The 23000-nt window shown below is 65.8% G+C and carries 18 protein-coding genes and 2 pseudogenes; 10 read left to right on the forward strand and 10 right to left on the reverse strand.

The annotated features are described in order from the left end of the window. Positions 1-53 precede the first annotated feature (53 nt). From TMO_RS18030 to TMO_RS30575, 6 genes and pseudogenes are all read left to right on the forward strand, one after another. A complete protein-coding gene (locus TMO_RS18030; RefSeq protein ID WP_014747095.1) occupies positions 54-1559 on the forward strand; it encodes an amidohydrolase family protein in 1506 nt (501 codons plus the stop codon). Next, entirely contained in the window at positions 1556-2521 is a 966-nt protein-coding gene (locus tag TMO_RS18035) for a CobW family GTP-binding protein (protein ID WP_014747096.1), read from the forward strand. The genes TMO_RS18030 and TMO_RS18035 overlap by 4 nt, the downstream gene beginning before the upstream one ends. 20 nt (positions 2522-2541) lie before the next feature. Continuing rightward, entirely contained in the window at positions 2542-3360 is an 819-nt protein-coding gene (locus tag TMO_RS18040; protein ID WP_014747097.1) for an IclR family transcriptional regulator, read from the forward strand. A 177-nt stretch (positions 3361-3537) separates the two neighbouring features. Further along, positions 3538-4408: pseudogene (locus tag TMO_RS18045) on the forward strand (IS5 family transposase). Positions 4409-4663: 255 nt separating this feature from the next. Continuing rightward, complete coding sequence (locus TMO_RS18050) at positions 4664-6298, forward strand: ATP-dependent nuclease (RefSeq protein ID WP_014747100.1); 1635 nt, start codon at positions 4664-4666, stop codon at positions 6296-6298. After that, complete coding sequence (locus tag TMO_RS30575; RefSeq protein ID WP_081599037.1) at positions 6295-7449, forward strand: UvrD-helicase domain-containing protein; 1155 nt, start codon at positions 6295-6297, stop codon at positions 7447-7449. The genes TMO_RS18050 and TMO_RS30575 overlap by 4 nt, the downstream gene beginning before the upstream one ends. Positions 7450-7534: 85 nt before the next feature. Here the strand turns inward: TMO_RS30575 and TMO_RS30580 are convergent, their stop codons facing one another. The 8 genes and pseudogenes from TMO_RS30580 to TMO_RS18090 form a co-directional block, all read right to left on the reverse strand. Beyond that, a complete protein-coding gene (locus TMO_RS30580) occupies positions 7535-8704 on the reverse strand; it encodes an integrase core domain-containing protein (protein ID WP_228382343.1) in 1170 nt (389 codons plus the stop codon). A 110-nt stretch (positions 8705-8814) separates the two neighbouring features. Then, positions 8815-10038 (reverse strand): NAD(P)/FAD-dependent oxidoreductase, encoded by a 1224-nt coding sequence (locus TMO_RS18060; RefSeq protein WP_014747102.1) that lies wholly within the window; start codon positions 10036-10038, stop codon positions 8815-8817. A 61-nt stretch (positions 10039-10099) separates the two neighbouring features. Further along, on the reverse strand, positions 10100-11779 hold the full coding sequence (locus TMO_RS18065) for an ABC transporter ATP-binding protein (protein WP_014747103.1): 1680 nt from the start codon (positions 11777-11779) through the stop codon (positions 10100-10102). A 4-nt stretch (positions 11780-11783) separates the two neighbouring features. After that, the gene (locus TMO_RS18070; protein ID WP_416069009.1) at positions 11784-12620 is read right to left on the reverse strand and encodes an ABC transporter permease; all 837 of its coding nucleotides are present in this window, start codon (positions 12618-12620) and stop codon (positions 11784-11786) included. Between the two features lie 8 nt (positions 12621-12628). Beyond that, positions 12629-13569: pseudogene (locus TMO_RS18075) on the reverse strand (ABC transporter permease). A gap of 72 nt (positions 13570-13641) precedes the next feature. Continuing rightward, the gene (locus TMO_RS18080; RefSeq protein ID WP_014747107.1) at positions 13642-15258 is read right to left on the reverse strand and encodes an ABC transporter substrate-binding protein; all 1617 of its coding nucleotides are present in this window, start codon (positions 15256-15258) and stop codon (positions 13642-13644) included. A 267-nt stretch (positions 15259-15525) separates the two neighbouring features. Continuing rightward, positions 15526-16704 carry an ATP-binding protein gene (locus TMO_RS18085; RefSeq protein WP_014747108.1) on the reverse strand — a complete coding sequence of 393 codons (1179 nt, stop codon included), beginning with the start codon at positions 16702-16704 and terminating at the stop codon, positions 15526-15528. After that, positions 16701-17393, reverse strand: a complete 693-nt coding sequence (locus TMO_RS18090; protein WP_041606955.1) for a response regulator — start codon at positions 17391-17393, stop codon at positions 16701-16703. The genes TMO_RS18085 and TMO_RS18090 overlap by 4 nt, the downstream gene beginning before the upstream one ends. A 194-nt stretch (positions 17394-17587) precedes the next feature. Between TMO_RS18090 and TMO_RS18095 the strand changes: the two genes are divergently transcribed. Together TMO_RS18095 and TMO_RS18100 are read left to right on the forward strand one after the other, a co-directional pair. Then, positions 17588-18364: a phosphatase PAP2 family protein gene (locus TMO_RS18095; RefSeq protein ID WP_041606862.1), complete on the forward strand. Its 777-nt coding sequence runs from the start codon at positions 17588-17590 to the stop codon at positions 18362-18364. An 82-nt stretch (positions 18365-18446) separates the two neighbouring features. Further along, positions 18447-19145 (forward strand): YkgJ family cysteine cluster protein, encoded by a 699-nt coding sequence (locus TMO_RS18100; RefSeq protein ID WP_014747111.1) that lies wholly within the window; start codon positions 18447-18449, stop codon positions 19143-19145. Between the two features lie 87 nt (positions 19146-19232). On the opposite strand, the gene TMO_RS18105 is transcribed toward TMO_RS18100, so the two are convergent. Together TMO_RS18105 and TMO_RS18110 are read right to left on the reverse strand one after the other, a co-directional pair. Beyond that, complete coding sequence (locus TMO_RS18105) at positions 19233-20054, reverse strand: lipid-binding SYLF domain-containing protein (protein ID WP_014747112.1); 822 nt, start codon at positions 20052-20054, stop codon at positions 19233-19235. Positions 20055-20127: 73 nt separating this feature from the next. Beyond that, on the reverse strand, positions 20128-20433 hold the full coding sequence (locus TMO_RS18110; RefSeq protein ID WP_014747113.1) for a hypothetical protein: 306 nt from the start codon (positions 20431-20433) through the stop codon (positions 20128-20130). Between the two features lie 166 nt (positions 20434-20599). On the opposite strand from TMO_RS18110, the gene egtB reads away from it, so the two are divergent. Together egtB and egtD are read left to right on the forward strand one after the other, a co-directional pair. Further along, a complete protein-coding gene (egtB, locus tag TMO_RS18115; RefSeq protein ID WP_014747114.1) occupies positions 20600-21934 on the forward strand; it encodes an ergothioneine biosynthesis protein EgtB in 1335 nt (444 codons plus the stop codon). Positions 21935-21961: 27 nt separating this feature from the next. Further along, the gene (gene egtD, locus TMO_RS18120; protein ID WP_014747115.1) at positions 21962-22963 is read left to right on the forward strand and encodes an L-histidine N(alpha)-methyltransferase; all 1002 of its coding nucleotides are present in this window, start codon (positions 21962-21964) and stop codon (positions 22961-22963) included. The last annotated feature ends 37 nt before the right edge of the window (positions 22964-23000 follow it).

The raw sequence follows: 23000 nt of genomic DNA on the forward strand, positions 1-23000 counted from the left end.
GGTGGACTCACTGGCATTGTAAAGGGCATTGCCTCTTATAAGGGACACGAGATATGGCCGACGCCGCAGTGTTCGATCTGGTCATTCGTGGGGGGCGGGTCGTCGACCCGGAAACCGGGCATGACGCCGTGGCCGATGTCGGGATCACGGGCGACCGGATCGCGGCCATCGGGCCGGCGCTCGCGGCCGGGCGGCGCGAGATCGATGCGGCGGGGCTGGTGGTGGCGCCGGGGTTCATCGATCTGCATGCCCATGGCCAGTCGATCCCGGCCGACCGGATGCAGGCCTTCGACGGTGTGACCACGGCGCTGGAGCTGGAGGTGGGCGCCCTGCCCGTGGGCGCCTGGTACGATCATCAGCAGGCGGCCGGCCGGGTGCTGAATTACGGCGCGGCCGCCGCCTGGCTGTTCGCGCGCAAGGCGGCGATGATCGGGCTGGACCTGAACAGCGGCCTGCCGCCGATCGCGATGATGGGCGCGGGCGCCGGTGACATGCGCTGGTCGGTCGATGCCGCCACGCCCGCCCAGACCGAGACCATCGTCGACCTCACCCGCCGGGGGCTGGACGAGGGCGCGCTCGGCATCGGCATTCCCCATGGCTATGCCTCGGGCGCCGGGCTGAAGGAGATGAGCCGGATCTGCGCGCTCGCCGCCGCCTATGATCGCCCGACCTATACCCATATCGCCTATATGTCGAACATCGACCCCAGAAGCTCGGTCCAGGCCTATGTCCAGCTGATCGGCCTGGCGGGTGCCACCGGCGCGCATATGCATATCTGCCATCTGAACAGCACCAGCCTGCGCGACATCGAAGAGGCCGCCGGGCTGATCCGTACCGCCCAGGCCCAGGGCCTGCCGGTCACGACCGAAGCCTATCCCTATGGCACCGGCTCCACCGTGCTCAGTGCCGGCTTTTTCATGGAAAGCGATTTCGCCGAGCGCACCGGCACCGGCTATGGCGCGATCGAGGTGGTGAGCACCGGCCGGCGTTTCGGCAACCGCGACGAACTGGCCGCGGCCCGCGCCGAGGCGCCGGAAGCCCTGGTGCTCTGGCATTTCCTCGACACCGACGACCCGCACGACACGAAGCTGCTCGACATCTCGGTCACCTTCCCCGGCGGCGCCATCGCCTCCGACGCCGTGCCGTGGAGCAACCCCGACGGCTCGCTCTATGACGGCGACGCGTGGCCGCTGCCGGCGGACAAATCCTCGCATCCGCGCTCATCGGGCACCTTCACCCGTTTCCTGGCCCAATGGGTGCGGGAGCGCGAGGTGGTGCCGCTGGTCGAAGCCATGGCCAAATGCTCGCTGATCCCGGCGCAGATCGTGGAAAGCTGCAGCAGCGCCTTCCGCCGCAAGGGCCGGCTTCAGCCGGGCTGCGATGCCGATATCGTGGTCTTCGATCTGGCCCGGGTGCAGGACCGCGCGACCTTCGAGGCCATGCATCTGCCGGCCGAGGGCATGGTCCATGTGCTGGTCAATGGCGAGGCAGTCATCGCCGACGGCGCCCTCGTCACCGAGGCCCGCCCCGGCCGGCCGATCCGGAGCGATCCCAGATGACCACCGCGCCTGCAACCGCGCCTGTCCCCGTCCTCGTCGTCACCGGGTATCTGGGGGCGGGCAAGACCACGCTGATCAACCGCCTTCTGGCCGATGCCGGCGGCCGGCGCATCGCCGCGATCGTGAATGATTTCGGCGCGATCAACATCGACGAAGAGCTGATCCGCGCCCGCACCGATACCGTCGTCGGCCTGGCGAATGGCTGCGTCTGCTGCACCTTGCAGGGCGATCTGTTGCGCACGCTGAAACTGCTGCTCGCCGACGGTCCGTCTCCGGATCACATCATCGTCGAGGCGAGCGGCGTGGCCGACCCGGCGGGCATCATCCAGGCGCTGTCAGACCCGGTGCTGTGGAAGAGCACGCGGCTGGATGCCGTGCTCTGCGTGGTCGATGCCGAGGATCTGGTGGCAAGCCCCGCCCGGCGCGCCGACCCGCTCTGGCAGGCGCAGCTGGCGGCGGCGAGCTTCGTGGTTCTCACCAAGGCCGGCGGGCTCGACGCCGCGGCGGCGGCGGATCTGGCCCGCAGCCTCTCGCCCCGGGGCAAGCCGCCGGTGATCGACACCGCGCGCGAACCCCTGCCTGTGGCGCTGCTGCTGGATGGCGGCCCCGACCTCCCCGCCCTGCCCGGCCGACGCTTCACCGCCACCGCCGCAACCGGCGAGAGTCATGCCGGCAGCCGCTTCGCCACCACCACCTGGCAGAGCGCCGGCCCGGTCAGCCTGGTGGCGCTTCAGGCGCTGATCGGCGCGCTGGCGCCGGTGCTGGTCCGCGCCAAGGGGATTTTCCGGTTTGCCGAAAGGCCCGGCCAGACCTGGCTGCTGCAGATGGTCGGACAGCGGGTGACGCTGGAACCGCTTTCAGGAGACTATCCGGAAGGCTGCCGTCTGGTCATGATTGCCGAGGCCGGGCGGCTGGATGGCGATGCCATCGCGGCACATCTCGGACCACAGACCCATCGATAACCGGAAGAAGAACCGCATTCATGCAGCGTGCGAAGGGCACCGACCGCATTCTCGACATTCTGGAACATCTGGAAACGGAGACCAGACCGGTCAGCCGCAATGCGCTGGCCAAGGCGCTGAACTGCCCGCGGTCGACGATCTATTCCCTGGTCGACCAGCTGGTCGCCCGCGACTGGCTGACCCAGGACGACAGCGGCACCATCAGCCTTGGCCATCGGGTGGGGCTGCTGGGCCTCGCCTATTCACGCAATGCACGGTTCGAGCCGGTGGCGCGCGAGGTGGTGCAGCGGGTGGCGAGCGAGGCCGGCGTGGTCACCGAAATCAACATCGCCGACAGCTGGCAACAGCTGGTGCTGATTTCGGCCACCGGCCGCAGCCGCAACTATCTGCGCACGGTGGAAGGCTCGCGCTACCCCCTGCCGATCACCGGCTCGGCGCGGCTGCAGCTGGCCGACATCCCGCGCGACGTGATCCGCCGCAACATCCCCGACGAAGACTTCCGCCTGGGCTCGGGTGAGATTCTGCCTTTCGAGACCTTCTGCGCCGAAATCGACCAGGCCCGCCGCGACGGCCATTTCATCGCCCGCGGGCTGATCGACCGCTATGTCGGCACGGCCGGGGTGCCGATCCTGAACCGCCACGGCCACTGCGTCGCCACCCTCAGCATCATCCTGCCCCAGGCCGATCTGGACGCGCGCCAGAACGACCTCCTCGACCTCCTGCGCCGCGGCGCCGACGAATTGTCGGGCTACCTCCGCGCCGCCGTCTGGCCGATGGGGGATCGGGCTTATGGGCATCTGTTTCATGATCGGGTGGGGGGTGCGGTGGGCGTGCCCTGAGAGGGGGGCTTGAGGCTGGGACGGAGGCAGAGGGGGCGCAGATCGCCGGGTTCCGTGGTTTTGACGCTTTCGCTGTCGATGAACGCACCCGAGGGCCGGCTTCACATCCGACCCGTTCGTCCGGGTGTAAGAGCCCGTCCGGAATGTTATTGAATCCGGTGAATCTGTTGTGATTCGATGCCGCCCCAAAGGAAATGGGAGCGGACAGAATGGGGACCGGAAACCCGCCGTGTTTATGAGCGGCCGGGGCTGAGATACCCGAGCGACCTGACGGATGAAGAATAGGCGCTGGTCGAACCGCTGATCCCGCCCGCGAAGCGCGGCGGTCGACAGCGCACGGTCGATGTCCGCGACGTTCTGAATGGCGTGGTCTATGTGCTGATGACCAGCTGCCAATGGCGGGCCCTGCCCAAGGATCTGCCGCCGCGGAGCACGGTGCATGAATATCTGGGTCTGTGGGAACGGGATGGCACGCTGGCGCGGATCCACCATGCCCTGTTCGTGGATGTCCGCGAACTGGCCAGGAAAGAGACCGGCCCGACTGCGGCAATCATCGACAGCCAGAGCGTCAAAAGCGCGGAAAAAGGGGGGCGCGGATCGATCCGTCGGGCTACGACGCGGGCAAAAAGGTCAAAGGCAAGAAGCGGCACATCGTCGTCGACACGCTCGGCATGATGCTGGAAGCGCAGATCCAGCCTGCCGACATCCAGGATCGGGACGGCGCGTTGCCGGTGCTGAAAGAGGTCCGCCGCCTGTTTCCGTTCATCGAGCGCATCTTCGCCGATGGTGGCTATCAGGACGCCGCACGGCTGCCGCCGTGCGTGAACTCGGCGTCTGGCACCTGGAAATCGTCAAGCGTTCGGATACCGCCAAGGGCTTCCAGGTCCTGCCCAAACGCTGGATCGTCGAACGGACCTTCGGATGGCTCGGCCGCTGCCGCAGGCTGGCCAAAGACTTCGAGAACCTCTCACGGATGGCTTTGGCATTCCTCCGCCTCGCCATGATCCGGATCATGATGCGGAGAATCGCAAGGAGCTGGAAATCATAGATAACTTCTCGGACGGACTCTTGGAGGCGGCGCATAGAGTTCCGTTCACGCCTCAACCCTCCTGCTCCTCGTCAGGAAGATCGCCCGGGTAGCAGGCGTTTTTAGTCGGGCTCTGAGTGGATCACGGTAGAACCAGGTGCCGGGATCCATCGTGTAGAGCGGAGGACTCTCCTTTTAGATGCTACTCCTCTCTATACTGCGATTCCCAAGCTCTGCTACCAATAGTGGGGGCGGACCTTCAAGAGGGAGGAACGGATGAAGATCGCCAAACTAAAGATCACCAACTTCAAGCGCTACGAAGAGACTTTCACATTCGCCATGAACGATGGCCTGAACGTAATCGTTGGCGGAAACGAGTCCGGAAAGACAACAATACTGGAAGCCATACATTTAGCCCTGACAGGGATGTTACACGGTCGCACACTCAATAATGACATCACGAGCTATCTTTTTAATTTAAATACACAAAGCAAATACCTAAACAGCCTCAAGACCTCATCGCCTCTCCCGCCGCCAACAATCACCATCGAACTGTTTTTTTCCGGAACATCGAGCGAACTGGCCGAACTGGAGGGCGATGGGAACTCCGAAAAAATCAAAGCCAGCGGCGTCGTCTATCGGATCGAATTTGATGAAGAAAACTACAGGGGTCCGTATGAGGCGCTATTGAAGGCCGGAGAACTAAATTCTATTCCCGTTGAATATTATACCGTGACCATGCGGTCGTTCGCACGTAGGGGCATCACTGCGCGGAATATCCCGATCAAGTCCGCTTTGATCGACTCGTCGAGTACGCGCCTGCAGAACGGTTCTGATGTGTATGTTTCCCGGATTATTCGAGATATACTTGACGAATCCGATCGTGCATCTATTTCACAAGCACATAGGAAATTGAGAGACGCCTTTGTCAAAGATAGCAACCTCCAGCTGATTAACGAGAGAATCACGAGAACTGCAAAGATCAGTCAGAAGTCAGTCAGCGTCTCAGTTGATCTATCATCCCAGACTGCTTGGGAAAGTAGCCTGATGACATACATCGATCTCATCCCGTTCCAGTATATTGGTAAGGGAGAACAATGTATCATCAAGACCAAGCTCGCTCTTAGCGCCAGAAAGACGACAGAAGCGACCGTCATCCTCTTGGAGGAGCCGGAAAACCATCTGTCGCATGCGCGGCTGAACGAACTTATGGCAGACCTCACCGATGAACACGGGCAGAAGCAGATCATCATTTCTACACACAGCAGCTTTGTTGCCAACAAACTGGGACTTGATCATCTTATCGTGCTGCGCGATGGGGAGGTCGCGCGGATATCCGAATTGACGGCGAGCGACTTCTTCAAGAAATTGGCGGGCTACGATACTCTGCGCTTGGTGCTTGCTCGCAAAGTTATCTTGGTGGAGGGCGATTCCGACGAACTCATCATCCAGCGAGCCTATATGGATAGAAATGACGGCAAACTGCCAATCCAGGACGGTATAGATGTTATTTCAGTCGGTACGGCGTTTCTCAGGTTCTTAGAACTCGCTGACAAGCTCAAGATTCCGGTCGCCGTAGTGACTGACAATGATGGCGACGCAGGTGCCGTCGAGAAAAAATACTCCGAATACAAAGAATCACAAAATATAAAAATTTGCTTTGACAAAGTCGTAGATGCCGGTGAATTAAGAATAAAAGATAAACCATATAATTATAATACTCTGGAACCAAAAATCCTTAAATCAAATAATTTGTCTATATTAAATGGCATATTTAATAAAAAATTAAAAACAGAAGACGATCTTCGAAAGTACATGAAGAATAACAAGACAGAAGTTGCACTGGCGATCTTCAGTTCGGAGACCGCCATTGACTATCCAGACTACATTATCAAGGCCATCACGCTATGATCGACAACAACAAGATTATTGTCGCCGCCGCCGGTTCAGGCAAGACCACCTATCTCGTCCATGAGGCGATGAAGATCAAGGGGGAACGGGTGCTGATCACGACCTACACAGAGTCGAACGAGGCAGAGATCCGCCAAAAATTCTTCGAGATCATTGGACATGTCCCGGCCCATGTCGTGATCATGACGTGGTTCAGTTTCTTGATCACTCATGGCGTCAAACCATTCCAAGGTGGTTTATTTGATTTCCAGGTTGTTGGCATGCAGCTAGTCTCGAAGCAGTCGGGGCTGAAGGTCAATAGATCAGGAAGCCATCCGATTTACTGGGGCGAAAGAGATTTCGAGAAGCACTATTTTGATTCAACCCGGCGCATATATTCTGATAAACTTTCTAAATTAGTGATTCGCTGCAATAAAAATAGTAATGAATCTGTGATAGACCGAATTTCTCGCGTATTCCCACACATATTCGTCGACGAGGTCCAAGACTTAGCCGGATACGATTTAGACATACTCAAAGCCCTAGCGGGAAGCCCTGCACGCTTACTTATGGTCGGCGACCCGCGGCAGGTTACATATTTAACACATAATGAAAAGCGTTACGCGAAATATACTGATGGCGGTATCGTGGATTTCCTACGCCATAAATTTCCCAGAAAAGTCGCTGTTGAGATCGATGAAACTACTCTAAATCGCTCGCATCGCAACAGCGTTGATATCTGTGCGATTTCGTCCCGTCTATTTCCGAGGTTATCCGCCAGCGAAGCCTGCGAATGCACGTGTTGCCGGTCAGGCACTCCACACCATGCAGGCCTCTTCATTCTTAGAACCGCTGACTATACTCATTATCTCGAAATGTTCCGGCCAATGCAGTTACGCGATAAAGTCAGCAGTACTGGGGTTGACAACCGATTTTCGGCGATGAACTTTGGAGAAGCAAAGGGTAGAGGGTTTGATCACGTCGTCATCGTCCCAACTAGCCCCATGAAGCAATGGCTCATCAATCATGAGTTCGATTTAAAACCCCAGAGCAGAGCTAAATTTTACGTAGCCCTTACCCGTGGCCGATATAGCGTGGCGATCGTCATGGACTGGGGTTCAGAACCTCTGCCGGCAGGCTTTTCACTCTACGAGGCCGCACAGTCCGCTTAAGAACCATCACCAGCAAAACACACCTGAGATATGTGAGCAACCGGAAAGACGGGTAACACTTCAGACCGGAGACATAGGTAACAGCTCACCCCGGTTCCGGCCTTGGTTTGGTGCGGGATCGCGATCCCGCACCAAACTTTTCAAAGCCCGCTTTCCCCCTGATCGAGCCCAGCGCAACAGGCCCGTATTTCACCAGCCAGGTCTCGGGGCCGATCAAGAACAGCCCGACCGGCTCGCCTGAGAGCACCTCGGTCAGAAACAGGCTTCGGTTTCGCCATTTGATCTCTCCCGTCCTGCGCACTCTCCGGATCTCGGCGTCATGCGGATAGTCTGGCGATCGCAGCCGGCCGTCAAAACGCCGTGGCGAGGGCTGGTAGCGCGCGGCGGGTACCTCATAATCCAGCGCTTCATGCGGGCGCTCGTGGTTGAAGCTCTGGCGGAAGTCCCGGAACCGCTGCATCTGCTCCTTCAGGCTCCGCGCCGGCGGCGAGGCCGTTTCTTCCTGAAGCGTCAGGTGCATCCGCTCATGTCGCCCGTTCTGTTGCGGCTTGCCGGGCTCGATCCGCTCCGGCCGGATGCCAGCCTTGATCAGTCGTACCGCCAGACGGGACAGGCCTCCCGCACCCCGCCCGGCAAACGGCGCTCCATTGTCCGAGCGCATCGCCGTCGGCAGACCAAACTCGTAAAACGCGCTTTCCAGAACCGGCCACACATGTGCCAGATCCGGACGGCCGACCGCCTCACACCGGATCAGGTATCGGCTCTCCGCATCCGTCACCGTCAGAGAATCCACCTGGATCCCGTCGCCGGTCAGAAACCAGCCTTTGAAGTCCATGCACCAGACGTCGTTCGGCGCCCGGCAGCTCTGGAACGGGTGGGATTGCGGCCCGATGCGCCGACATCTCTTGCGCGCCCGGCTCAACCCGGCCTCGACAAGCATGTCCCCGATCGTGCTCGCCGCCGGCCAGCACAGATCCGGAGACCGTGCCTCAAGCCAGGCATTTACCTTGCGAGGCCCCCAGCGAGGAGGTGCACGACGCACATCCAGAACCGCCTCGCGGATCTCCGCGCCAACCGCTCGCGGATTGCCATGCGGCGCACGCGACCGATCCTCCAGCCCGCGAACCTCGTCACGGCGATAGCGACCCAGCCATTTATGCCCCGTCTTACGGCTGATGCCGAACACACGGCACAACTCCGAGATGCTGTCGCCGCCCTCAAGGCACGCCGACACAAAACACAACCGCTCATCCATCACACAGGTCTCTTGTCACGCCATGGTCGCACCTCCGCGACCATCTTGCACACCTGTTACCCATGTCGGCGGGCTGAACTGTTACCTATCTACGCGGTCTGGACCACCCCTCACCCCCCCAACCCCAACTCCCCCGGCAGCTTCTCATTCCCCGCCAACTCCCCCGCCAGCATCCGGCCGGTGGTCGGGCCCAGGGTGAAGCCCTGGTGGCCGTGGCCGAAATTCAGCCACAGTCCCTTGTGGCGGGGGGCCCGGCCCACGATCGGCAGCATGCCGGGCAGGCAGGGGCGGTTGCCGAACCAGGCTTCCGATTCGACCGGGGTGCCCAGGTCGAACAGTTCGCCGGCGGCCATGCGGGCGCGGTCGATCTGGTGGCGGGTGGCGCCGGCGGTCAGGTCGGTGAGTTCCGCGCCGGTCAGCACCCGCAGCCCCTTGCGCATCGGTGCCACCACGATGCCGCGATCGGCGTCGATCAGCGGCAGGTCGGGGCCGCGGCCGCCGGTGAAATGCTGGTGATAGCCGCGCTTGAAGAACATCGGGATGCGATAGCCCAGTGGCCGGAGCAGGTCAGCACTCCACGGCCCCAGCGCCACCACCACATGTTCGGCCTCGATCGGCCCGTCGGGGCCGTCGATCCGCCAGCCGCCGGCGGTCTGGCGGAGCGTGGTGGCATCGGCCGTGACGGTGGCACCGCCGCGCGCGCTGAACAGCCGGGCATAGGCGGCGGTCAGGGCGCCCGGATCGGCGCAGCTCCAGGCATCCGTCCAGTGGACCGCGCCGGCAAGCCCGATGCGGAGCGTGGGCTCCGCGCGGGCGATGTCCTGGCCGGTTTCGATCCGCGCCGCCACGCCGAACTCCCGCCGCAGCCTTTCGGCCTCGTGCACCGCCTGATCGAAGCTCCTGGGCCTGCGATAGACGTCGCGAAACCCGTCGCGGCGGATCAGATCCCCGGCGCCGGCCGCCTCGATCAGCGGCGCGTGATCCTCTCCGGCCTGGCGGATCATCGCGCTGTAGACCGCGGCGATGCGGCGATGGCTGGCGGGGGCGGAGGCGAGGAAATAGCGCAGCACCGGCCCCGCCCAGCGATGCAGCGATCCCGCCCGCCAGCGGACCTTGTCGTTGAAGCCCAGCGCCGCCGACAGGATCTCGCCCGCCTGGCGCGGGAAGGGATAGGGCTCCACCGCCTCCATCTGGATGATGCCGGCATTGCCGTAGCTGGTTTCCTCCCCCGCCGGACGACGGTCGGCCAGCGTCACCGCCACGCCCAGCCGCTGGAGTGCCAGGGCCGTGCCGACGCCGACCATGCCGGCGCCAAGAACGATGCAATCCTTCATAAAAATCAGATCCCCGATGACAGAAGACAATGAGAGGAAAGGTTATGCGCCCGTCTGAAGGTTATGCACCCGGCCGGAGGGGCGCAATCTCGCGGCAGGCGGCGAAATCCCAGCCGCGGCCGGGGGCGGCGTCGATCAGCGCATGGGTATAGGCATGGCGCGGCGCCACCAGCACCCGGCCGGCGGGGCCCTGTTCCACCACCCGGCCCTGCTGCATGACGATCACCTCGTCGCAGATCTGGGCCGCCACCCGCAGATCATGGGTGATGAACAGGATGGCGATGCCCAGCTCGTCCTGCAGCCGTTCCAGCAGTTTCAGCACCTGGTCCTGCACCGAGACGTCGAGGGCGGAGACGGCCTCGTCGGCGACGATCACCTCGGGTTCCATGGCGACCGCCCGGGCAATGGCGATGCGCTGGCGCTGCCCGCCCGAGAACTGATGGGGATAGCGGTCCAGGGCATCGGCGGTCAACCCCACGGTTTCCAGCAGGTCACGGGCGCGGGCCAGCGCCTGATCGCGCGTCCGGCCGAAATTCATCGGCCCCTCGATCAGGCTGTCGGCGATCCGCCGCCTGGGGTTGAGCGAGCGATACGGGTCCTGAAACACGATCTGGATCTTCGCGCGGTGCCGGCGCATGGCCCCGGGTTTCAGATGGGTGATGTCGGTGCCCGCCAGGCTGATCCGGCCCTGGCCGGGATCGATCAGCCGCATCACGCAGCGCGCCACCGTCGACTTGCCGGAGCCGCTTTCGCCCACGATGCCGATGGTCCGGCCGGGCCTGAGGGCGAAGCTCACATCCTCGGCCGCCCGCTTCGCCAGGGTCGGTTTCAGGAAGCCGCCGCTCCGATAGGTCTTGCCCAGCCCCGCCACGTCCAGCACCGGCGGGCGGGATTGCGGCTCCCGGGGCGCGCGCGGCCGCAGGCTCGGCACCGCCGCCAGCAGGGCGCGGGTGTAGTCGTGTTCGGGGGCCCGGAACAGCCGTTCGGCAGGCGCCGTCTCGACCAGCCGGCCCTGGCGCATCACATGCACCGTATCGGCGATTTCCGATACCACGCCCATATCATGGGTGATGAACAGCACCGCCGTGCCGTGCACCCGCTGCATCTCGGCGATCAGCGACAGGATCTGCTTCTGGGTGGTGACATCCAGCGCCGTGGTCGGCTCGTCGGCGATCAGCAGGGCCGGTTCCAGGATCAGCGCCATGGCGATCATCACCCGCTGGCGCTGGCCGCCCGACAGCTGATGCGGATAGGCCCGAAAGATCCGCGCGATATCGGGCAGATGCACCTGTTCCATCGCTTCCAGCACCCGGGCGCGGCGGTCGGGTCCCTTCAGTCTGGCATGGGTGTCCAGCACCTCGGCGATCTGGTCGCCGACCCGCATCACCGGGTTGAGCGCGGTCATCGGCTCCTGAAAGATCATCGCCATCCGGTCGCCGCGGAGGTTTCGCAGCTGGCGGGGCGTGCGGCTCAGAAGATCCGTGCCCTCAAGCATGATCCCGCCGGACCGCACCTTCAGAACGCCGGGCGGCAGCAGCCCCATGATCGCGAGCGAGGTGAGCGACTTGCCCGACCCGCTCTCGCCCACCAGGCAGGCGGTCTCGCCCTGTCTGATCTTCAGGCTGACGTCGTCGAGCACCGGCCGGGGGCCGGCGGCGGTCTCAAGATCGATGCACAGCCGGTCGATGGCGAGCACGTCTTCGGCCGTCTCGAAACCGGTGGTCTTGAACCTGGTCGTCATCGGCTCAGCCCTCCCGCCGGCGCATGCGCGGGTCCAGCAGGTCGCGCGCGGCATCGCCCAGAATGTTGATCGCGAGCACGCAGAGCGACAGCAGCAGCCCCGGCCAGAAGATCAGCGACGGCTTCAGCAGGAAATAGCTGCGACCCTCGGCCATGATATTGCCCCAGCTGGGCGTTTCGGTGCCGATGCCCAGCCCCAGGAAGGACAGGATCGATTCGATCAGGATCGCCGAGGCGCAGATATAGGTGCCCTGCACGATCAGCGGCGCCAGCGTGTTCGGCATCAGATGCCGCCACAGGATCACCGGCATGCGCGTGCCCAGCGTCATCGCCGCCTCGACATAGGGTTCCTCGCGCGCCGACAGCACCACCGAGCGCACCAGCCGCACCACCCGCGGGATCTCGGAAAAGGTGATCGCCAGGACCACCGACAGGATGCTGGCGCCGTGGATCGCGACCAGCGCCACCGCCAGCAGCACCGGCGGGATCGCCATGAAGGCGTCCATCACCCGCATGATCACCGCATCGGCGGTGCGGAAGAAGCCCGCGACCAGTCCGATGACCAGACCGGCCATGATGCTGACCGCCGCGGTGCCGATGCCGATCAGCAGCGACACCCGCCCGCCATGAAGCACGCGCGACAGAAGATCGCGGCCCAGCGCATCGGTGCCGAGCGGGAAATCACCCCCCGGCGGTTTCAGCCGGTTCAGCGGCGACAGCGCCAGCGGATCATGCGGCGCCAGCAGCGGCGCCAGAAGCGTGGCGAGCACGATCGCCGCCAGCACCAGCACGGCCAGGCCGGGGACGATCAGCGCCGGCATCTGACGGATCGAACGGAACATCTCTGCCATCAGTAGCGGATCCGCGGGTCGAAGAGGGTATAGGCAAGGTCGATCAAAAGGTTGACCAGTACGTAGAGGCCGCTGGTCAGCAGGATCATGCCCTGGATGACCGGGTAGTCGCGGGCCATCACCGCATCGATGGTCAGCCGGCCGATGCCGGGGATGTTGAACACGCTTTCGACCACCACCACGCCCGACAGCAGCATGGCGAAGCCGGTGCCGACCACCGTCAGCACCGGCACCGCGGCATTGCGCAGGCCGTGGCGCAGCAGAACCCGGGTCTCGCCCACGCCCTTGGCCCGGGCGGTGCGGATGAAATCCTCCCCAGCACGTTCAGCAGGCTGGCGCGGGTCATGCGCGCGGTCAGCGCGACATAGGCCGCGGTCAGCGTCAGGGCGGGCAGGATCGCATGGCGCAGGAACTCCCCGAACCCGGCCGAGGGCGCACGATAGCCCTGGACCGGCAGCCAGCGCAGATCGGCGGCGAAGATCTTGATCAGCACATAGCCGACCACGAAGGCCGGCACCGAGAAGCCGGCGACCGAGACGATCATCACCACCCGGTCGCCGATGCGGCCATGGCGCCAGGCGGCGAAGGTACCGAGCGGCACGGCGATCGCCACCGACAGGATGATGGTCAGCACCGCGATGTTGAGCGTGGGCCAGATCCGGTCGGCGATCAGCGCATTGACCGACGTGCCCGACAGAAGCGAGGTGCCGAGATTGCCCTGCAGCAGCTGCCCCACCCAGTGGATGAACTGCATAAGGATCGGCTCGTTCAGGCCCATGCTCTGCCGCAGCCGTTCGATCTGGTCGGGGGTTGCGGCATCGCCGGCGATGATCGCGGCCGGGTCGCCGGGCGTCAGGCGCAGGATCAGGAAGACGATCAGCGCCACGATCGCCATCACCGGGATGACCGCGAGGACGCGTTTGACGATATAGCCTGGCATGGGCTTGGGCTCCGGGCGGGCAGCTGCCCGGCCGGCCCGCCGCAGAGCGGCAGGGCCGGGCCGGCGGATGGATCAGTCGGCGAGCGTCAGGTTCCAGAACACCGGAACCGCCGTCGGCAGCATGTCGGTCAGCCGGTTGCTGCGCGCCTGCACGAAGGGATAATTGCCGAGCGGCACGAAGATCACCTGGTCCAGCACATGTTCCTGGATGCGGTGGGCCACCGCCTTCTGCGCCTCCAGCCCGTCGGCCTTGAGATAGGCGGCGCGCAGGGCTTCGAGTTCGGGATCATTCGCCCAGCCGAACCAGCCGGTATCGCCGGTGGACGGCAGGATCGGGTTGATCAGCGGCGTGTTGGACTCGATCCCGCTGATGAAGCTGGTGAAGATGTTCCAGCCGCCCTCTGCCGGCGGCTTCTGGCTGGCGCGGCGCGACACCAGGGTCTGCCAATCCATGGCCTGAAGATCGACCTTGAACCCGGCCTCGCGCAGGGCGGCGGCGATCACCACAGGCGCGGTGCCGACGGTGCCGAGATCGGTCGCCTGCATGATCACCACCGGCGTGCCGTCATAGCCGGCCTCGGTCAGCATCTGCCGCGCCCGGGCCGGGTCGCCGCCGGCCTTCAGGCTTTCAGACCCCGCCTCGCTGCCGAGCGGCGTCCCACAACCAAAGATCGCACCACACAGCTTATAGTAGTCGGGGTTGCCGATCAGCGTGGCCATGACCTGTTCCTGGCCAAGCGCCGCCAGCGCCGCCCGCCGCAGGCGGACATCGTTGAAGGGCGGATGCTTGAAATTCATCCGCGCGAAAACCTGATAGCCCAGCGGATCGCGGGTCTCCACCGTCACGTCGGGGCTCGATTTCAGGATGTCGAGCAGATCGATCTGGACGTTCTCGATCAGGTCGACCTCGCCGCCCATCAGCGCGCTGATCGCGGTCTGGTTGTCGGGCATGGTCACCCATTCGACGCGGTCGACATTGACGACCTTGCCGCCCGCCAGGCCAGAGGCCGGCTCGCTCCGCGGCTTGTAACCGTCGAAGCGGTTGTAGACGACCTTCACCCCCGGCTGGAAATCCGCGCTCGAAAACACGAAGGGGCCGGAGCCGACATAATCGGTGATCGTCTGATCGGCGGGGGTCGCCGCCACCCGCGCCGGCATGATGAAGGCCGGCACCGAAGACGGCTTGGCCAGAACCTCCAGCAGCAGCGGGAAGGGTGTCGTCAGGGTCCAGACGACCTTGTCGTCACCCTCGGCCGCGATGCCGGCCGTGGCGGCCATCAGAAAGGCGGCGGCGCCGTCGCGCGCACCCCAGCGCTTCAGCGAGGCCACGACATCGGCGGCCGTCACCGGCGCACCGTCGTGGAAGCGCAGCCCGTCGCGGAGCGTGAAGGTATAGACCAGCTTGTCGTCCGAGATGCTCCAGTCCGCCATCTGCGGCCGGACCACACCCTCGCCATCGCCCGCGACCAGCACGTCATAGACCATATAGCCGTGATCGCGGGTGATATGCGCGGTGCTGACGATGGGGTCGAGCATGCGCAGCCCCGAATGCATCACCGCCGTCAGGGTTTCGGCCTGCACCGGCCCCGCCATGGCCGCCAGCACGACGGCGGCGGCGGCAAGTTTGCGCCCTGCCCCCGTCCCGGTCGCCCCTCTGTCGACCCTGCGGAAACGCCTGTTGAACCGCATGTCCAATGCCTCCTCTGTGCACCGCCGCATCGGGCGGCCATGCAGCACCCACGACCGGACCGCCGACGAGCCTGCTCCCCAGCCTCGCCATCCCGCCTCTTCAGGCCCGCATGTCTTTTATAATGGACTTATGTTCCCCGTAATGATCAGCTTATTTTATTGAGGACTGATGTCAACGCCAATTCGGCACGCGCGCCGATGCGGCAGGCATGTGGGGCAGAGGCTGCACGGAAGAGAAGTACCGGTGCCGGTACCGGTAGCGGGGCGCTATGCCGGGCGGAGATGGATCGCGACCACGGCCCCGCCCTCAGGGCGGTTGGCGAGCGTCAGATGTCCGCCATGGGCAACCGCGATGGCCTGGACGACCGAAAGCCCCAGCCCCGTGCCGCCCGTGGCGCGCGACCGCGAGGCATCGCCCCGCCAGAACGGGTTGATCGCGACCGCATCCATGTCCTCGGGGAAACCGGGGCCGCGGTCGAGCAGGCGGACGACCGCGCCGCCATCGGGCAGCCGGGCGGTTTCGACGCGCAGCCAGCCGCCGCCGGCTGCATAGCGGCGGGCATTGTCGACCAGCGCCAGCACGGCCTGGCGAAGCCTCGACGGATCGGCGGAGACGGAGGCCGGCTGAAGATGGGTTTCGACCGTCAGGCCCTCCGCCTCCAGCATCGGCTGCGCGGCCGACAGAACCGCCGCCACCACCCCGGCCGCATCCAGCCTCTGGCGCTGCATCACCAGCTGCTGGCCGATCGCCAGCGACAGGGTGCGCAGATCCTCGACGATCCGGCCCAGACCTTCGACCTGAAGCAGAAGATCCGCCAGCATCCTGCGGTCCATCGGGAAAACGCCGTCGAGTATGCCCTGCAACCCGCCCTGCAGAACCGTCAGCGGCGTGCGCAGTTCATGGGCGACCGCCATGTTGTTGAAGCGCAGCCGCGTCTCCATCCGCTCAAGATTGGCGGCCAGCGTGTTGAAGGTGCGGACCAGGCTTTCCACCTCGCGCGTGCTGCCCGCCGAGGCGGCGACGCGGGCGGAAAAATCACCGGATCCGAGGACATCGGCCGCCGCGGTCAGGTCTTCCAGCGGCCGGGCGATCCGCCGCGCCAGATAGACCCCGATGATGGCCGAGGCCACTGCCGACAGCAGGCTGTAGGCCAGGGTGGCGATCTGCACCTTCAGATCCGCCGCGGCCGATGCCGTCTCCAGATGATCGATGAGCGTCTTAAGCCCGGCCTCGTCGGGCAGCAGCCCCTCGTAGACGCGGGTATAGGCAAGCGCCGCCTCGGGCGGCAGGCTGCGATTGATGCTCTCTTCCAGATAGGCCGAATACCAGGTGACGCCGATATAGGCGAGACCCACGCTCAGCATCAGCATGGTCGCGATGGCGATCGCGGTCAGGGTGGCGAGCGGCAGGGCGCGGGCTCTGCGCCAGCGCGTCGGCCGGCTCATTGCGGGTCCGCCAGACGATAGCCGACGCCGCGCACGGCGGGAAAGAAGCCGGTCTCGCCCATGTCTTCCAGCTTGCGGCGCAGATTGGAGACATGGGTGTCGACGGTGCGGACCAGCGCATCGCTTTCCGGCAGGCAGGCATCCAGAATGTCGGCGCGCGCAAAGACCTGGGTCGGGTGGCGGATCATATGCGCCAGGATCCGGAATTCGCTCAGCGTCAGCGACAGCAGCCGGCGCTCGCCGTCGCGGTTCACGAAGGCCGCATGGCTGCCGAAATCCACCTCGATCGCCCCGAAGCGGCGCAGCACGGTATCGGGCCGCTCCAGGGTCCGGCGCAGGACGGCCCTGACCCGCGCCACCACTTCCTGCGGGTTGAACGGCTTCACGACATAGTCGTCGGCCCCCAGATGCAGGCCGCTCAACCGGTCGATATCGTCGGCAAGCGCGGTCACCATGATCACCGGGGTCGAACTGGTCTGCCGCATCCGGGCCAGCACCGCGAAGCCGTCGATCTTCGGGATCCGCACATCCAGCAGCACGATGTCGGGCTTCAGAAGCGCGTGATGCTGAAGGGCGGTTTCGCCATCGGCGGCTTGAACGGTCCGAAAGCCCTCGCGCAGCAGATAGCCGTCCAGAATTCGCGCAATCGCCGGCTCGTCCTCGACCAGAAGGACAAGATTATTGTTCATATTGAATGCCTTGCCGCCGTTGACCGGGTCGTCGTCGCCAGCGGCGACGCCGGACCATACGGCTTCCACCGACGCCGGACAATCCCGGGGCGCGGCGCCTTGGCCGGATCCCGACAGGATCTTGATCCGGTCTTCGCCGTTTCTTGACAATCGCATTCCAGCCTGCGGCCGTTCCACCCCAAGGAGAGGCCGGCATGCGACGCGCCGTAACGGGCTACGCGCCCCCGATTTCCACCCCCCTGACGGTGCCCACCCCGCTGACGGTACCCGGCCGCCGGACCGGCATCGACCGGGCGCCGGCGGTGATCGCGAGATCAATCATCGTCGTCAGCTTCGCCTTCATGATCTTTCCGGCGATCGATCTGGCGGTCGCGCACCGGGTCGCCGACGGATCGGTCTTCGTTCTGGCGCAGGATCCGTTTCTGAAAGGGCTGCGGGCCTTCGGCCTCGGCAGCCCGGCCTGGATTCTGGGGCTGATGCTGCTGCTGATCCTGGCGCACCGGTTTCTGCCCCGGCGCCATGCGATCTGCCGGCCGCACAAGCCGCTCTTCGTGCTGATGAGCTTTGCGGCAGGCCCGCTGCTGATCGTGGAGGCCCTGAAACCCCTGATCGGCCGCGCCCGGCCGCGCCAGCTGCTCGATTTCGGCGGAACGGCGGATTTCACCCCGGTCTGGCAGTTCTCCGAAGCCTGCGCGCGCAACTGTTCCTTCCCTTCGGGAGAGGCCGCCGGGGCGGCGGCGGCGCTGTCGCTTCTGATTTTCGTGCCCGAACGGCTGCGATGGGTCGCGGCCCTGATCCTCGCCCCCGTGCTGATGATGATCGCGGGCAACCGCGTGCTGTTCGGCGCCCATTTCCTGTCGGATGTGGTGCTGGCCTGGTTGTTCACCATGCTGGCCATGGCCTGGATCTGGCGATGGATGCAGCCGCGCGCGGTGCGCATCGACCGCGCCCTCTCAAGCGCCCGGCCATAGGCTGCACCTCCGTCAATCCGCTGGACGGCCGCCATGGCCGGTGTGACCATCGTCGTCACGCGCCCAGCCAGAGATCCCGCCCATGCCCGATCCCCAGCCAGACCCGCTCACCCCCGTTCTCGACGACATCGCCGATCTGGGGGCGCTGACCCGCAGCCTGTCGGGGCGATACGAGGCGATCTTCCGGGGCTTCCGCGCCGCACTCGCCCGGCGGCTCGATCAGGCGGAGACGATGGCCGACGCGGCGCTTCAGGCGATGGAGATGGCCGAGGCGACCGCGGCGGCCTTCCGGTCGGCCTTTCCCAACCAGCCGGCGCTCGCCTGCACGGGCGGCTGTGCCGCCTGCTGTCACCTGTTCGTGGCGGTGCCGCCGGGGGTGGCCCGGGCGATGGCCGCCCATATCGCCGCCACGCATCCGCCCGCGGCGCGGGACCGGCTGATCGCCGATCTGCGCGCGGCGGCCGCCGCCGCGGCCTCCATGGCCGATCCGGCGCGGCTCAGGCGGCGCTGCCCGCTTCTGGGCGCGGATGATCGCTGCACCGTCTATGACGTGCGGCCACCGGCCTGCCGGGCCTTCACCTCGACATCGGCGGCGCGCTGCCGCCAGCTGCTCGATGATCCCTCGCGCGACGTGCCGCAGAATGCCGGGCAGTATCGCCTGTTCATCGAGGCGACCGCCGCCCTCCAGGATGCCGCGCGGCACCGCGCCCTGCCCGCAGAGCAGCAGGGCCTGGCGGCTGCCCTGCTTGCCGCGCTCGACAACGCGGATCCGGACGGCTGACCAGACGAAGACACCCCGGCAAGAGACCTGCCGGGGTGTCCGTCGTTATCCGTGCCGGGGGACGGCACGGACGTCCTGGGCCTGGGGTCAGCCGCGCGTACCGAGGGCGGCGCGCAGCTCGCCGCCATGCTCGTTGTTGGCGGGGCCGTCCAGCACCTGATCGGGGCGGCTGGCGGCGCCGTAATAGGCGGCCGTGCGGTCCTCGTCATACGAGATGTCGCCCACCGACACCGCCGCACCGGCGAAGGCGCCCTCGGTGCCCGACCACACCACCACATCCTTGGCGGTGTTGTCGGTGGTGGCGGCGGCACCGTCCTTGGCCTCGCCGAAGGTGTAGCCGGCCTCGGCACTCAGCGTGAAATCATCGTCGTTGCGGAAGCCCTGAACGGCCTTGTCGGTCATCAGCATGAAGGCCATCGGGCCCGACTCGCCGCCGGCCTGGGCGCCGAAGCTCAACCCGCCCATCTCGTAAAAGGCCGGATTGCCCCAGCCCTCGTCGGTGCGGGCCAGGAACACGCCGGCACCGCCGCCGGCGCCGATGATCAGGGCGCCCTGGGCGAAATCGGGCACGATGAACACGCCACGGGCCTTGTCGAGCGCGGCACGCGCCTGGCCGTCCGAAGCCATCTGGTTGGCGACCTTGGTGGCCGCGGCGATGATCTCCTGCGCTTCCTGCCGGTCCTCGGCGATGTCTTCCGCATCCTCGCGGTCGTCGCTACGCGCGGCCGGAACCTGGCCGGCGTTTGTGCCGGCTGCGGCCGCCGGGGCCTGATTCGCAGGGGCCTGATTCGCCGGGGCCTGTGCCACGTTGCGCGTCTCGTCGGTCGTGGTGGCCGCCGCAGAGAAGGCGGGGGCGGCAAGGCCGCCGGTCACGAGCATGGTGGCCGTCAGCAGGGCGAACTTACGCATGGAGCGGTCTCCTTGGGGGTAAGAGAACTGAAGAGTGTTTGACAGGCGGCCGGCCGGAGGGCAGGTCGCCGGCTCAATACCAGTGCCGCCGGCCGTCGCCCGGGTCGGAGCCGTCCTCGCTATGGCGGCAGGCCAGGCAATAGGCGGCAAGCCCGATCACCCCGGCCACGATCAGCCCGGTGGTCATCGGATGCTCCCGCGTGGCCCGCCGGGCATCGGCGCCGAGCGCCGCGGCGCGGTGGCGGGCGGCACGCAGCGTTTCGGGCGCCGAGGTCTCGTGGGCGGCATGGCTCAGGCGGTCGGCCAGCTGGTGGACCTGGCGCTTCAGCGCGGCCAGATCCTCCTGAAGACGGCTGGTGGCCGTGCGGTCGTCGGTCATGAAGGCCTCCGGTCGATAGGGTCCTGATCGCACCCCGCAAGGTGCGGTTCGCCCTCTCAACGGCGGCCAGGCGATTTGGGTTCCATGCACCGGACGCTTCTTCCGGAACCGCAGCCGGCCGCGCGCGGTTGACGTCCCGGACCATCAGACCGGGAGACCGCCCTCCATGTATGCCCCGATGTATGACGGCACCGTTCCGCCGACCGACGACGATCTCGCCGCCACCCCCGGCCGGCTTGCCGCCCGCTTCGCCGCCGTCCGGCACCAGACCGAAGCCCTGGCGGCGCCGCTCGATCCCGAGGATCAGGTCGTGCAGTCGATGCCCGATTGCAGCCCGACCAAATGGCATCTGGGCCACACCACCTGGTTCTTCGAACGCCTGGTGCTGCTGCCCTGGCTGCCGGGCTGGGCCCCGGTCGACCCGATCTACGACCATCTGTTCAATTCCTATTATGTCGGCCTGGGCAGCCGCCATCCCCGCGCCGCCCGCGGTCTGCTGACCCGCCCGCCGCTGGCGCGGGTGCTGGACTGGCGGGCCAGCGTTACGCAGGGCGTGCTCGACCTCATGGCCTCCGCCGGGCCGGATGCCCTCGCCCGGGTGATGCCGCTGGTCGAACTCGGCATCCATCACGAGCAGCAGCACCAGGAATTGCTCCTTATGGATGTGCTGCACCTGTTCGCGCAGAACCCGTTGCAGCCCGCCTATCTGCCCGGCGACAGCGGCACGGCACCGGTTGCGGCCATCACCGACACCCCCCGCCCCGTCACCTGGACCGATCATCCGGGCGGCATTCATCAGATCGGCCACGACCCGGCCGCGGGTTTCGGTTTCGACAATGAAGGCCCGCGTCACCAGGTGCTGTTGCAGCCCTATCGCCTGGCCGACCGGCCGGTGACCAATGCCGACTGGCTGGAGTTCATGGCCGAAGACGGCTATGCGCGCGCGGAATTCTGGCTGTCCGACGGCATCGCACGGGCCGAGGCCGAAGCCTGGCAGGCGCCGCTGCACTGGTTCCGGCCCGAGCCCGACGGCCCCTGGTGGCAGATGACCCTGCGCGGCCCGATGCCGATCGATCCGGCGGCGCCTGTGGTCCATGTCAGCCATTACGAAGCCGATGCCTTCGCCCGGTTCTCGGGCGCGCGCCTGCCCACCGAAGCCGAATGGGAGGTGGCGGCCGCCGGGCACAAGGTCGAGGGCAATCTGCTGCCCCGCGGCGTGCTGCACCCGCAGCCGGCCGACCCCCGACAGAGCGGCGGGCCGGTTCAGCTCTATGGCGACGTCTGGGAATGGACCGCCAGCGCCTATGGCCCCTATCCGGGCTTCCGCCCCGCGGCCGGGGCGATCGGCGAATACAACGGCAAGTTCATGGCCAATCAGATGGTGCTGCGCGGCGGAAGCTGCGTCACCCCCGGCGGCCATGTCCGGCCCGGCTATCGGAACTTCTTCTACCCGCATCAGCGCTGGGCCTTTGCCGGCCTGCGGCTTGCCGCCGACGCCTGATCTTCCCCTTAAAGGAGGCTTCTTCCCATGTCAGCCAGCCCCACCGGCGGCATCACCGCCGCCGGCCCGCGCGCCCGGGCCGCGGCCGCCGCCACCGACCCGTCGGATATCGAAACCCAGGCGCTGCGCGGCCTGACCCGGACTCCCAAATGCCTGCCGCCGGCGCTGTTCTACGACGATCGCGGCTCGGTGCTCTTCGACCGCATCACCCGGCTCGACGCCTATTACCCCACCCGGGCCGAAACCGCGATCCTGCGCCGCCGGGCGCCCGAGATCGCGACCCATGCGGGATCGGGGGCGGTGCTGGTCGATTACGGCGCCGGATCCTCGGTCAAGACCCGCCTGGTGCTGGATGCGCTGGACCGCCCGGCGGCCTGGGTGCCGATCGATGTCTCGGCCGGCCATCTGGAACGGGCGGCGGCCGCGATCGCCCGCGACCATCCGGGCCTTCTGGTCGCCCCGGTGGTCGCCGATTTCACCGCCGCCCTGGATCTGCCCGATGCCGTCACCGCCCTGCCCGGCCCTCGGCTCGGCTTCTTCCCCGGCTCGACCATCGGCAATCTGGCGCCCGAAGAGGCGGTGGCCTTCCTGCGCCGCGCCGCCTGCCTGCTGGGGCGCGACGGCCGGCTGATCGTCGGCGTGGACCTCGTCAAGGACGAAGACCGCCTGATCGCCGCCTATGACGACCCCGAGGGCGTGACCGCCGCCTTCAACCTGAACCTGTTGGCCCGCCTGAACCGCGAGGCCCGCGCCGATTTCGACCCCACCGCCTTCGCCCACCGGGTCCGCTGGAATGCCGGCCTCTGCCGGATCGAGATGCATCTCGAAAGCCTGACCGACCAGGTGGTCAGCGTCGCCGGCCGCCCGATCCGCTTCCGGGCGGGCGAGACCATCCACACCGAAAACAGCCACAAATACACGCCCGAAACCTTCGCCCGCCTCGCCCGCCGCGCCGGCTGGCGCAGCCAGGCCTGCTGGACCGATGCAGCGCGGGATTTCAGCGTGCATGAGCTGGTGCAGAGTCATTAGGCCGGCAGGATCGAAGACCCGACGCGCTACGACATCG

Origin of the sequence: Tistrella mobilis KA081020-065 (assembly GCF_000264455.2) — a bacterium.
GTDB classification, from domain to species: Bacteria; Pseudomonadota; Alphaproteobacteria; order Tistrellales; family Tistrellaceae; genus Tistrella; species Tistrella mobilis.